Origin of the sequence: Dietzia sp. Die43 (assembly GCF_024519835.1) — a bacterium.
GTDB lineage: Bacteria > Actinomycetota > Actinomycetes > Mycobacteriales > Mycobacteriaceae > Dietzia > Dietzia kunjamensis.
Window position 1 is genome coordinate 69,828 of record NZ_JALJRF010000020.1, and the last position, 11,399, is coordinate 81,226.

Below are 11,399 nucleotides of genomic sequence, written 5' to 3' on the forward strand. Positions count from 1 at the left end.
GGGCCGGGGAAAGAGGTCGGATGTCCGAGGCGGCTCGTAGCGAATTCATCGACATGATCCGTTCCCATTCCGGGACCGGGTTCGGCGGCGGGATCGGGATGGAATACACCGAGGTGACGCCCGACAAGGTGGTCGTCACGGTGACGGTGGGGCCGCATCTCCACCAGCCCTACGGGATCGTCCATGGCGGTGTGTACTGCGCGATCGCGGAGGAGGTCGCGAGTATCGCCGGCGCGGTGTGGCTCGGTGGCGAGGGCAAGGTGGTCGGTGTCAACAACTCCACCGACTTCCTGCGCGCCGTCACGGAGGGCACCCTCACGGCGACGGGCACGCCCGTCCACCGCGGCCGCTCACAGCAACTCTGGCGGGTCGAGATCGAGGACGACCGGGGGCGCACCGCAGCGGTCGGGCAGGTACGGCTCGCGAATCTCCAGTAACCGGGCAGGGAAGCGTCTGAGACCGGGAGAACTCCCTGGCAGAGAGAAAGACGCGCCCGGCGGGTGGATCCGCCGGGCGCGTCGCCGTCTCCCCGGTCAGTCGGTCGTGGCCGAGGCGGACGCCGACTGCTGCGCCTCGACACGGGACCGCTCGGCCGACTGGAGTGCGGCCGCCTCGTCCGCAGCCACCCGCTCGATGGCCTGGCGCGCGTAGACCCACTGCTTGGTGGAGGTCAGCTGCGACCGGTGGTCGCCGCCCATGTGCATGCCCCACGAGAACATGGTGGTGATCCGGTTCTTGAAGCCGATCAGGTAGGCGAGGTGGACCACCAGCCACATGACCCAGGCGATGAAGCCCGAGATCTCGATCGGTCCCATCTTCACGACTGCGCTGTAGCGCGACACCGTGGCCATGGACCCCTTGTCGAAGTACTTGAACGGCTTCCGCTCGGCTGGGGTCCGGCCTTTCTCCACCTCGGCCATGATCTGCTTGGCCGCATATTTGCCGCCCTGGATGGCGACCTGCGCGACACCGGGCAATCCGTCGAGGCTCATCATGTCGCCCACGACGAAGATCTCCGGGTGACCGGGCAGTGAGAGGTCCTTGTTGACCAGCACGCGCCCGGCACGGTCGATCTCCGCATCCGTCTGGTCGGCGAGTTGCTTGCCGAGCGGGCTGGCCTTGACGCCCGCGGACCAGATCTTGCACGAGGCGTCGATCCGGCGGACCGAATCGTCCGGGTCCTTGACCTCGATGCCCTGGTAGTCGACGTTGGTGACCATGGCGTTGAGCTGGATCTCGACGCCCATCTTCTCCAGCCGAGCGCGGGCCGCGTTGCCGAGGTTGTTTCCGAACGGGGGCAACACGGCTGGGGCGGCGTCGAGGAGGATCACGCGTGCGGACGCCGGATCGATGCGGCGGAAGCTGTCCTTCAGGGTGTGCTGGGCGAGCTCGGCGACCTGACCCGCCATCTCGACCCCGGTCGGGCCGGCCCCGACGATGATGAAGGTCAGCAGCCGGCGGCGCTCCTCCTCGTCGTCGATGACCTCGGCCTGCTCGAAGCAGCCGAGGATTCGGCTGCGCAACTCGAGCGCATCGTCGACGGTCTTCATCCCCGGCGCCCACCGCTCGAAGTGGTCGTTCCCGAAGTAGGACTGGTTGGCCCCCGCGGCGACGACCAGGCTGTCGTACTCGAGATCGAAGTCGATGTGTCCTGCCGAGGCGTGGATCCTCTTCCCGGCCACGTCGATCGTGTCGACATCACCCAGGACCACGGTGGCGTTCTTCTGGTCCCTCAGGATGAGTCGCGTCGGCGGGGCGATCTCGCCCACGGAGAGGATGCCGGTGGCCACCTGGTACAGCAGGGGCTGGAACAGGTGGTGGCCGGTCCTGGCCACCAGGGTCACGTCGACGTCCGCTTTGGCGAGCTGCTGCGCGGCGAACAGACCGCCGAAGCCGGAGCCGACGATGACGACGCGGTGCCGGCGGCCGGCCGGTGCGGTGGCTGTGACCTGGTCGGTTGCGGGCTCGGTCATGGCGGCTCCTGATGAGGCTGGTCTGGGTTGAGGGGCTCGGTGGCCTCGTCGGTCTGGGGCCCGCGCGGGATGACGCCGGGCACGGGTCCCCAGGATAGTGCTCCGCCTGACCCCGTGCACAGGTAGCCGCACCGCACGCGGGTGGGTGGCCCCCCGCCGCGCCTGACCGGGCGGACGCGCAGGCGACGGTACCGTCCACCTGACGAGAGCCCCGGAGGGAGGGACAGGGTGGTCAGAGTCGAACCGCAGACCGTCGACCTCGAGCGCTGGCCCGCGCTCGCGCCACCGTCCGGACCGGGGGGACAGCCCTCGGCGCTCGTCGCCCAGGCGCTCCGGCGGTCGGCGCGCGAGCTCGGGGTGCGGATCGACTACCCCGATTCGTCGGCGGCCGGAGAGTACGACGCCCCGGTGCGCGTGGTACTGCGCGAACCCGATCACTTCTGGGCCCGGCTGGCGGACGCCGGCGTGGTGGGGCTCGGCGAGTCGTTCATGGCGGGCGACTGGGCCACTCCGGACCTGTGTGCCGCCATCGCGGTGCTGGCCCCGTGGATCGCCTCGAACGCCGACTGCGCGCACCCTGGTGAACGCGCGTACGGCCGGGAGGGTCGCGGCCCCGCCGGTGGCGGTCGTCGGCGTGGCGGGCCGGTCGCCGTGGAACTGGAGGATTCGGTCCCCGGCGCGCTGACCTCGCTGTACACGGACGAGACGATGTCGACCGCGGGTGCAGTGTTCGCTTCCGGAGCGCGCACCCGTGCCCGGTTGGACGACGGGACGGAGGTCGTGCACCTCGAAGCGCCGGCGGCTGCGCCCCGCCGCACCGACCTCGGCGACGCCCAACGCCGGGCCGCGGACACCCTGTTGACGCTGGCCGGGATCGGGGAGGGGACCCGTGCCCTGGTCGCCACACCGGGGTGGGGCGAACTGCCCATGAGGGCTGCCGAGCGCGGGGCGCACGTCCGAACCATGACATCGTCGACGGAGAGACTGGCGACGCTCGGGTCGAGGTTCACCGCGGCAGGTCTCGACGAGGAGATCTCGCTGTTCCTCGGAGCGCCGTCGGAAGTCGCGGGCGCGGTCGACTCCGTCGTCGCGGTGGACCCCGGCATCACCGCCGGATCCGCCGGGCACGCCGAGGTCCTCGCCGTGGCCGCCCGGCTTCTCGGCCCGGGGGGCCGTCTCGCCCTCCAGACGACGGTCTCACCGGGTCGGCCCACCCCGGCGGTCGTGGAGCTGGCCGCGTGGGAGTCCCGTTACGTGTCCGAGGCGGGGCCCCCGGTGGGGTGGTCGGAACTCGTCGAGATGGTCGACCGGGCGCCCTGCCTGACGCTCCGGGGGCGGGTGGAGATCACCGCTCATCATGCGGAGACCGTGCGCCTGTGGTCGGAGACGTTCGCGCAGCGCGGACGCGATGCCGCCGCGCTGGGGTTCGACGCCGTCTACCGACGGATGTGGTCGTTCCACCTGGCGGCCTTGGAGACCGGGCTCCGTAGTGGATGGGTCGAGTCGATTCAGCTGCTCGCGACGGCCGGTGAGGCGGTCCGGCGGCGCGCGGACGGGCGCACGACATAGGGTTTGCCCCATGGGCAACATCCTCACCTCGATCGCCGTGTGGTTCGGCCGACAGGACGCCACCCGGGAGAACTCCCACCTTGTCGTGACGGTGGACCGGTGGCTCGACCGGGTCACCCGCGGGCGGGTGCCGCTTCTCCGGGTCGCGGGGCTGCCCACTCTGACCCTGCACGTCCCTGGTCGCAAGAGCGGCGCACCACGCAGCACGCCGCTGTTGTGCGCCTCGTGGGGGAACGGGCTGGTCGTCGTCGGGTCGAACTGGGGTGGGCAGAAGACCCCGGCCTGGGTCCACAATCTCCGGGCCGCCGCCGAGGGCGAGGTCGAGATCTCGGTCTACGGCGCGAGGCTGGTCGTGGACGTCCGTGAATTGACCGGTGACCAGCGGGACTCGGCATGGTCGGCGGCGGCCCGTGTCTGGCCGAACTACGAGATCTACGCTCGGCGCACCAGCCGCGAACTACCCGTCTTCCACCTCACCCCCCGTCTGTAGCCGCGGGGGCGGCCCCGGGTGGGGCCGGGGTCTGTAGTCACGTCCGCGCCGGGCGGCCCGGGTCATCCGCGACGGGCGACCATGTTCATCGCGGTGGCGGTGAGGATCGGATCCCCGTCCTGGTTGACCAGCGTGACATCGGTGGTGAGCACGCCGCGGTCCGGCTTGGTCCTGGACGGTCGGACCTCGGTGGTCTCGCAGAGCAGGGTCAGACGGTCGCCCGGCCGCAGCGGGCGCACCCACCTCAGTTCGTCGATGCCGGGGGAGGCCAGGCTCGCCACGCTGGTCAGGTAGTTGTCCGCGAACAGGCGCATCATCAGTGCGGCGGTCTGCCACCCGCTGGCGATGAGTCCGCCGAACGGGCCGGCGGCGGCCGCCTCGGGATCGGTGTGGATGCTCTGCGGGTCGTACCGACGCGCGAACTCCATGATCTCGTCGGCGTCGACCGACTCCTCACCGAACCGGTACCTCGCGCCCTCGGTGTAGTCCTCGAGGTACCTGTCGTCGATCGGGGCGGTGAACTCGTCGTACGTCTCGTCCTGCATCGTCTCTCCCACGTCGGTGTGTACGCTTTTTAGTTAATCACCACTCACCGACTGGAGGACGGAGATGGCGTACTTCGATCGCCTCGGGCCGGACAGATTCCGCCCGACCGAGCACGTGAGCGGAGCGTGGGACGAGTCGACCCAGCACATCGGACCCGCACTCGGTCTGCTCGTCCACGCCGTCGAGCTCGACCTCGCCGCCCGCCGCGACGATCCCATGGTGGTCTCCCGGCTGTCCTACGAACTGCTCGGTGTCGTGCCTATGGACGCCGTGGACGTCCGGGTGGAGGTCATCCGCCCGGGCCGCACCATCGAGCTGGTCGAGGTCACCTACGGACACGGGGACCGCACCGGGATCCGCCTGCGGGCGTGGCTGCAGCAGCCCCGCGACACCGAGGCGATCGCGGGCGCCGGATTCGATCCGATCCCGCCGCCGGAGCGGATGGAGCCGTGGGACCCCACCACGATCTGGCGCGGGGGGTACCTCGCCTCGGCCGAGGTCCGGCGGATCAGCGACGGCCCCGGCCGGTCGCGGTACTGGGTCCGTACCGACGTCCCGCTCCTGGCCGGCGAGGACGTCAGCGCACTGGCGCGGATGGCCGGGCTGTTCGACATCGCCAACGGGATGGCGGTCCGGGCCGATCCGACGTCGGTGCACTATCCGAACATCGATCTCACCGCGCACCTCACCCGCCCGCCGGCAGGCGAGTGGTTGGGGTTCGACACACGCGTGACGTTCGGGCCCGGCGGGCTGGGGCTGACATCGAGCGTGATCCACGATGAGGCCGGGCCGTTGGGGACCGTCGCCCAGTCGCTCACCGTCCGACCGTGAGCTGCCGTAGGTAGCACCGCATGCCGGAGCCCGTGTCGGGGTCGCGGTCGGAGAACCCGTGCCGTTCGTAGAACCGCCTGGCGTCGACGTCATCGGCGTCCACGTTGACGAGCAGCTCCTCGCCGCCCCGGGAGCGGACCTCACCGACGGCACGGGCCAGTAGCGCGGCGCCCACCCCGCTCCCGCGACGGTCTCGACGGACGTAGAGTTCTTCGAGCTGTGCCAGCGGCCCGTCCCATAGCGGCGTGGGGCGCAGGGTGAGGAACGCGAACGCGATGTCGGTCCGGGCGTCGGAATCGACACGGGCGAGGAGCGCCAGGACGTCGTCGCGTGCAAGGAGGTCAACGAACCGGGCGGTGGCGGCGACGGCGTCCGGGGTCGGGGCGTCGAACTCGGTGTTGAAGTCGTAGAGCAGCTGACCGAGTGATCCTGCGTCCGCAGGGGTGGCCACGCGGATCTCTGACCGCTCGGCGGGACGATCCGGCGCATCCGCGACGGGCGCCGGGGATCCCTCGAGAAGCCCCCGGAGACGTTCGAGGTCCTCGGCCACGGCGGCGGCGTCCTGCTCGAACTCGTCGTCGTCGCCGTCGGTCCCACGCAGGGTGAACACCACCTCGCTCCCGTGCGGATGGGGAAGGACGCGCAGGGGGTTGAGGGTGGCAGTGCCGTCGGGGAGCGTGACCTCGTGGTCCAGGACACCGAACGAGTTGGTAGGAGTGAACCGGACGCGGACCTCGCCCATGGGGGAGTCGACGACGAGGGTGTCGCCGTCGGATCGCACCTCACCCGCCGCGAGTCCGGCCGCCCACGAGGGCAGGTGGGCCGGGTCGGCGGCGAGGGCGTAGACCTCGTCGGGGGAGCGGCGGATGACGACGGCCAGGTGCCGGGTGCGCATGACACGAGTATCCGCCGTGTCCGCCGTCCGCACCAGGGTGCAGCAGAGGCGGAATGGTCAGACTGTGGCGCGGGTGGTCAGGGAACGGCGGGCTCGTCGTAGCTGCCCTGGCCGGCGATGCTGGTGACCGTCGTCAGGAGGAATACGGAGTCGGCGAGCGCGGTGACGGCGTGGCGGTGGTGGGTGAGTGTGTGCAGTTCGCCCGCCGCGATGTCCATGGACCCGTCACCCGTGACGCGGACGGCGCCCTGCAGGAGGTAGAGGCTCGCGGCCGGGGGAGAGTTGTGCTCCTCGAGTTCGGTGCCCTCGGTCAGCGCGAGGAGGGACTGCCGCAGGGGCCCCTCGCGGACGAGGATCTCGGCGTGGCGCCCGTGCGCGGACTCCTTGGCGCGGGCGAGGATGCGGTCGGCGGTCTCGGTCACATGGTTCATGGTGGAACTCACTGTCTCTCGGGTCGCGCTGTCTCTCGGGTCGCGTGGTCCGCACTCTACGCCAGGACGGCGACCGTCGCGCAGAGCATGATCGTGGCGGCCACGACGGCGGTGGCCAGCGTCCGGGTGGCAGCGCGGGGGAGTCGCGTACGGCCGGCCATGACCACGCCGACGGCCAGTGCGACGCGCGGGGGCGAGACGATGATGGCGAACGACCCGGCGACGTTCTGACCGGCGAGCGTGATGAGGCTGTCGGCTCCCAGCCCGGTCGCGGCGCCGGAGGTGGCGGTGGAGAACATGGCCGCCGCACCGGTGTTGGTGCCGGTGAGGTAGCCGCCGAGCGCCCCGATGGCCGGGATCCCGGCGAGTGACGCCGTGCCGAACCCGGCGGCGAGATCGGCGAGGTGGGTGGCCATCCCGGCGGCGGCCATGACGATGCCGATGGACATGAACACGATGGCGTTGCCCGCGACGGGGACCCACGTCGCCAGCGTCGTCCGGACCAGGCGTGTCACGGGCGGGCCCGGAGTGGTGTACACGCGGAGCGCGACGAGGGCCGCGACGTTCACCCAGAGGGCGGGGGAGGTGAGCCATCCCGTCCCGGCCGGGGCGCCGGCTAGGGCGAGCGCGGCCGTGGTGCCGAGGATCCCCGCGAGGAGGACCGCGAACGGGACGAGCCCGCGCACGAGCTGGGCGGTGACGGCGGGGAGCGCGCCGTACCGGACTCGCGCGACGCCCAGCAGGAGGGCTATCACGGCGGCCGAGGCGAGGATGCCCGACGGCGGGACGCCGATCACGGCGTTGGACGCGACGAGGGCACCCCACTGGGTCACGACGACGGCGGCGCCGAGCGCCACGTGGCGCGCCGGGGGTCGGGTGGTGACGACGACGAGGACGGTCGTCATGCTCGCGACGAGGACCGGCAAGGTCAGGAGGGCCGACCAGTATCCGAGTTCCGCGACGTCCTGACCGCCGAGCTCCGCGGCCACGAGGGTGCCCGGGCCGAGTGAGCCCCACGGGACCAGGACAAGTCCGAGCAGCCCCGTGACCACGGCCTTCATCGGCGACAGTCCCATCCGGACGAGGAGCGGTGCGGTGATCACCACGCCGAGCCCGAACCCGGTGACCGACTCCATGAACGGCGTGAGCCCGAATACCAACAACAGGATCGCGGGCACCCGATCACCGCCCGAGGAGATCCGTTCCAGCCACCCGGCAATGTGGTCTCTGCTCCCGGTTGCCGACAGGGCCGTGGCCAACAGGACACCGCCGAGGAGGATGAGCGCGACCTCGAGGACCGTCGGCCCCAGCTGAGCCAGGGTGGTGAGGACCTCGTCGTCGTCGGGTCGGAAGACGGCGGCCGCGGCGAGGACGGCGGTGGCCAGTCCCACCGTCCCGGCGAGGAGCGAGCGGGCCCGGAGCGCCAACAGGCCCAGGACCACCACGACCGGCGAGACGGCGGCGCCGGTCTGCATGAGAGCGCTCACTGCACCCAACCTACCCAGGGGGCTCGGGCCAACGGTTGCGACAGCATCGGAGGGCGAGGAGCCTCGTCACACAACTGCGGGCGCAACCGCGGGCGGGCGGGACCTCGATGCGATCCGTGACCGACCGGACGGAGCCACCGCCGGAGAGGAGCACCGTGCACGCCACCGAAGTCGCCGACCGGGTCCATCGCCTGGCGCATGCACACGTCAACTGTTATCTCGTCGACGACGAGGACGGGGTGACCCTCGTCGACGCCGGTCTGCCGAGCATGTGGGACCTCATGACCGACACCCTCGCTCGGCTGGGGCGCGGTCCCGCCGACGTGCGGGCGCTCGTGCTGACCCACGGGCACTTCGACCACGTCGGCTTCGCGCGACGCGCCCGGACCGAAATGGGGGTGCCGGTGCTCGTGCACCCGGCAGACGGACACCTGGCCGCGCACCCCTACAGCTACACGCCCCAGCGGAACCGATTCCTGTACCCGTTCACCCATCCCCGGTCGCTTCCCGTGATCGGTCAGATGGCCATGGCCGGCGCTCTCACCATCAAGGGGATCGAGGACACCGGGGAGCTGCAGGTGGGCACCGAGTTGGACGTCCCGGGCCGTCCCGTGGCGATGTTCGCCCCCGGCCACACCGGAGGGCACTGCATCCTGCACCTACTCGACCGGGACACGGTCATCAGTGGGGACGCGCTGGTCACCCTGGACCCGTACACCGGCACCACGGGGCCGCAGATCGTCGCCTCGGCGGCCACGGCCGACACCGCCCTCGCAATGGAGTCGCTGGGTCCGATCGCGGATACCGGAGCCTCCACCGTCCTGCCCGGACACGGGGAACCCTGGACCGACGGCGTCGACGCCGCGGTCGGGCACGCCCGCGCCGTCGGCGAGCACTGACCAGACCGCATCGACGCACGAGCGAGGAGCTCTCCGGTGCGGGAGGGGAGTGGTGGCAGCGCCCGCCGTCCACGGCGGATGTCAGGGATGAGCTGACCGGTTGCGCAGACGCGGCGTCAGCTGATCCGGGGAGGGTTCGTCGCCCCTCTCGACCGTGGCGATGAGTCCGTCAGCGTGGGAGACCAACCCGGTCGCATCGATTCCGTGGGGCGTGGGGCCGCCGGCGTGGCCGATACGTTCGGCGGCACGAGCGAGCAACGACAACGCGCCCTTGGTGTTGCCGCGCTGGATATGAGTGATGCCGACCGCGAGTTGGGCGAGGCCCTGCCAGAGCAGGCGCTCGCCCTCCGGGGAGCTTTTCCAGGCTCCCTCGAGCACTTCGTGGGCATTGAACGCGAGGCCCCGGTCCAGGAGATCCTGCGCCCACTCCAGCGACTCGGCGGGGGGCAGATCGAGATCCTCGGGGATGCGCTCGACACCGACGCTTCCAGGCGGCAACGGGCGGCCGAGTTCGTCGCGCGGGCGTGAGTTGCGCGCGCGGCCGTCCTCGTCGCGATCGCGGTCCATGCCGGGTGGGGTGTGCATCTCGCCATCGTCCCATCTGGTGACGACGGCCTGCCACCTCGGACCCGGGCCCTGATCGTGACACGTCACGCGCGCCCTTTCATCCGCGCGCTCCGTAGGCTTGTCCCATGACGTTGCATCATGTTCGACGCGGGCAAGGTAGCCCTCTACTTCTCGTGCACGGACTCGGCGCGGGGTGGCGATCGTGGGAACCCATCATCGACGATCTGGCAGCGCGTCGCGAGGTCATCGCGGTCGACCTGCCGGGTTTCGGCGAGTCCCCACCGCTGGAGGGTGAGGTGTCCATAGCGGCGCTGGCTGACGCCGTCGCCCGGTTCATCGAAGAGTCGGGTCTGGACGGGGTGTCCACGGCCGGACAGTCGATGGGTGGGCGGATCGTTCTCGAGCTGGCCCGGCGCGGCGTCGGTGGCGACACCGTGGCGCTGGACCCCGGCGGGTTCTGGAGTGATCGCGAGCTGGCGATCTTCAGCGCCACCCTCCGACCGTCGATCGCCCTGGTCAGCGCCGTGCGCGGAGCGCTCCCGGTACTCCTGGGCAATCCGGTGAGTCGGACCGCCCTGCTGGCGCAACTGTCTGCGCGGCCATGGGCGCTGTCGGCACAGACCGTGCTGCCCGACGTGGCCGGGCTGGCAGACGCACCGGCGACGGGCCCGGCGATGGACGCGCTCACGAAGGGCCCCCCGCAGCAGGGTGCCCCCGCGGGCACGGTCCCGGGACGGGTCACCATCGGGTGGGGACGTCGCGACCTGGTGACACTGCCGGCCCAGGCTGAGCGCGCCGCCCGCGCGTTCCCCGACGCGACACTGCACTGGTTCGATCGGTGTGGCCACTTCCCGCAATGGGACGCGCCCCGGGAAGCGAGTCGGATCATCCTGGACCGGACCAGCTGACCGACCGCACTCCGCCGTCGTGGTGTAGGCCTTCGTGACGTTGCCGCCACCGTCGGCGGTTGCGCCCGCGCGATGCTCTGCCACCATGGGCTGATGATCCGTCACGTGCGTGACCACTGGAGACCGCCATCAACCGGGTGGGGGACCCCATCACGAGACGAGGCCGGGGATCCCCGGGAGCGGACCAGCCGGACCGGACGATGACACACCTCGCACTCGCCACACGGCTCAGCTCGATGCTGAGAGTCCGCAGTACGTTTCGTCGCGGGATGTGGACGACCGAACTGCGGATGAATGTGGACCCGGAGACGGTGTGGTCAGTCATCACCGATGTCCAGAGCTGGCCGCGGTGGGGGCCCACCGTCTCGGCGGCCCGGGTCGACGGTGACTCGGGCTTGGCGGTCGGTGCGCGAGGGACGGTCACGACCGCGGTGGGGCTGTCCCTGCCGTTCGAGATCACCGATTTCGTGGAGCGGCGGCTGTGGGCGTGGAAGGTCGCAGGAGTGGGCGCAACGCGGCACGAGGTGATCGAGGTACCGGGTGGTTGTGTCCTGAGCTTCGGTGCTCCGGTCTGGGCGGCGGGGTATCTGCCGGTGCTTGCTGTCGCACTGCCGCGCATCGAACGGATCTCGGTCGAACGAGCTCCCCGGGACGGGGTCGGCTTCGGTGGGGGCGAGGTGTGAGGAGCCGGGCAGCGACGTGTGACAGAAGTGCCGTGGGGATTCCCGCCCGTGAGGCCCCGAGATCCTAGGTGGAAGGTCTGCGTATTAGATTCATGCGTATTCGAGTCGGCAGGCAGGGGC

Annotated in this window: 13 protein-coding genes; 7 read left to right on the forward strand and 6 right to left on the reverse strand. The window is 70.9% G+C overall.

The features are described 5' to 3' along the window. Positions 1–20: 20 nt before the first annotated feature. Positions 21–437 carry a PaaI family thioesterase gene (locus NR111_RS15910; RefSeq protein WP_096905514.1) on the forward strand — a complete coding sequence of 139 codons (417 nt, stop codon included), beginning with the start codon at positions 21–23 and terminating at the stop codon, positions 435–437. A 96-nt stretch (positions 438–533) separates the two neighbouring features. Here the strand turns inward: NR111_RS15910 and NR111_RS15915 are convergent, their stop codons facing one another. Next, complete coding sequence (locus tag NR111_RS15915; protein WP_163375751.1) at positions 534–1,973, reverse strand: NAD(P)/FAD-dependent oxidoreductase; 1,440 nt, start codon at positions 1,971–1,973, stop codon at positions 534–536. Between the two features lie 228 nt (positions 1,974–2,201). Between NR111_RS15915 and NR111_RS18730 the strand changes: the two genes are divergently transcribed. Next, positions 2,202–3,542: a class I SAM-dependent methyltransferase gene (locus NR111_RS18730; protein WP_154830677.1), complete on the forward strand. Its 1,341-nt coding sequence runs from the start codon at positions 2,202–2,204 to the stop codon at positions 3,540–3,542. A gap of 10 nt (positions 3,543–3,552) precedes the next feature. After that, the gene (locus NR111_RS15925) at positions 3,553–4,032 is read left to right on the forward strand and encodes a nitroreductase family deazaflavin-dependent oxidoreductase (RefSeq protein WP_154830678.1); all 480 of its coding nucleotides are present in this window, start codon (positions 3,553–3,555) and stop codon (positions 4,030–4,032) included. A gap of 62 nt (positions 4,033–4,094) precedes the next feature. On the opposite strand, the gene NR111_RS15930 is transcribed toward NR111_RS15925, so the two are convergent. After that, complete coding sequence (locus NR111_RS15930; protein ID WP_067717382.1) at positions 4,095–4,577, reverse strand: MaoC family dehydratase; 483 nt, start codon at positions 4,575–4,577, stop codon at positions 4,095–4,097. Between the two features lie 64 nt (positions 4,578–4,641). Here NR111_RS15930 and NR111_RS15935 point away from each other — a divergent pair, with 64 nt between their 5' ends. After that, complete coding sequence (locus NR111_RS15935; protein WP_154830680.1) at positions 4,642–5,409, forward strand: thioesterase family protein; 768 nt, start codon at positions 4,642–4,644, stop codon at positions 5,407–5,409. Here the strand turns inward: NR111_RS15935 and NR111_RS15940 are convergent. The 3 genes from NR111_RS15940 to NR111_RS15955 form a co-directional block, all read right to left on the reverse strand. After that, positions 5,393–5,866, reverse strand: a complete 474-nt coding sequence (locus NR111_RS15940) for a GNAT family N-acetyltransferase (RefSeq protein ID WP_256821372.1) — start codon at positions 5,864–5,866, stop codon at positions 5,393–5,395. The genes NR111_RS15935 and NR111_RS15940 overlap by 17 nt on opposite strands. 515 nt (positions 5,867–6,381) lie before the next feature. Beyond that, positions 6,382–6,735 (reverse strand): cupin, encoded by a 354-nt coding sequence (locus NR111_RS15950; RefSeq protein ID WP_206472004.1) that lies wholly within the window; start codon positions 6,733–6,735, stop codon positions 6,382–6,384. A gap of 56 nt (positions 6,736–6,791) precedes the next feature. Further along, entirely contained in the window at positions 6,792–8,222 is a 1,431-nt protein-coding gene (locus tag NR111_RS15955; RefSeq protein WP_206472005.1) for an L-lactate permease, read from the reverse strand. A gap of 155 nt (positions 8,223–8,377) precedes the next feature. On the opposite strand from NR111_RS15955, the gene NR111_RS15960 reads away from it, so the two are divergent. Further along, positions 8,378–9,121 carry an MBL fold metallo-hydrolase gene (locus NR111_RS15960; protein ID WP_256821366.1) on the forward strand — a complete coding sequence of 248 codons (744 nt, stop codon included), beginning with the start codon at positions 8,378–8,380 and terminating at the stop codon, positions 9,119–9,121. An 81-nt stretch (positions 9,122–9,202) separates the two neighbouring features. Here the strand turns inward: NR111_RS15960 and NR111_RS15965 are convergent, their stop codons facing one another. Beyond that, positions 9,203–9,706 (reverse strand): DUF309 domain-containing protein, encoded by a 504-nt coding sequence (locus NR111_RS15965; RefSeq protein ID WP_154830685.1) that lies wholly within the window; start codon positions 9,704–9,706, stop codon positions 9,203–9,205. A 107-nt stretch (positions 9,707–9,813) separates the two neighbouring features. Here NR111_RS15965 and NR111_RS15970 point away from each other — a divergent pair, with 107 nt between their 5' ends. Continuing rightward, positions 9,814–10,596, forward strand: coding sequence for an alpha/beta fold hydrolase (locus NR111_RS15970; RefSeq protein ID WP_256821368.1), 783 nt, complete (start codon positions 9,814–9,816; stop codon positions 10,594–10,596). Positions 10,597–10,865: 269 nt separating this feature from the next. Further along, on the forward strand, positions 10,866–11,279 hold the full coding sequence (locus NR111_RS15975; protein ID WP_154830687.1) for an SRPBCC family protein: 414 nt from the start codon (positions 10,866–10,868) through the stop codon (positions 11,277–11,279). Positions 11,280–11,399 lie beyond the last annotated feature (120 nt).

Bases quoted from the DNA above. Each gene is read 5' to 3' on its own strand.
- NR111_RS15910 (WP_096905514.1), top strand. From the start codon at position 21: ATGTCCGAGGCGGCTCGTAGCGAATTCATCGACATGATCCGTTCCCAT.
- NR111_RS15915 (WP_163375751.1), bottom strand. From the start codon at position 1,973: ATGACCGAGCCCGCAACCGACCAGGTCACAGCCACCGCACCGGCCGGC.
- NR111_RS15925 (WP_154830678.1), top strand. From the start codon at position 3,553: ATGGGCAACATCCTCACCTCGATCGCCGTGTGGTTCGGCCGACAGGAC.
- NR111_RS15930 (WP_067717382.1), bottom strand. From the start codon at position 4,577: ATGCAGGACGAGACGTACGACGAGTTCACCGCCCCGATCGACGACAGG.
- NR111_RS15935 (WP_154830680.1), top strand. From the start codon at position 4,642: ATGGCGTACTTCGATCGCCTCGGGCCGGACAGATTCCGCCCGACCGAG.
- NR111_RS15950 (WP_206472004.1), bottom strand. From the start codon at position 6,735: ATGAACCATGTGACCGAGACCGCCGACCGCATCCTCGCCCGCGCCAAG.
- NR111_RS15965 (WP_154830685.1), bottom strand. From the start codon at position 9,706: ATGCACACCCCACCCGGCATGGACCGCGATCGCGACGAGGACGGCCGC.
- NR111_RS15970 (WP_256821368.1), top strand. From the start codon at position 9,814: ATGACGTTGCATCATGTTCGACGCGGGCAAGGTAGCCCTCTACTTCTC.
- NR111_RS15975 (WP_154830687.1), top strand. From the start codon at position 10,866: ATGTGGACGACCGAACTGCGGATGAATGTGGACCCGGAGACGGTGTGG.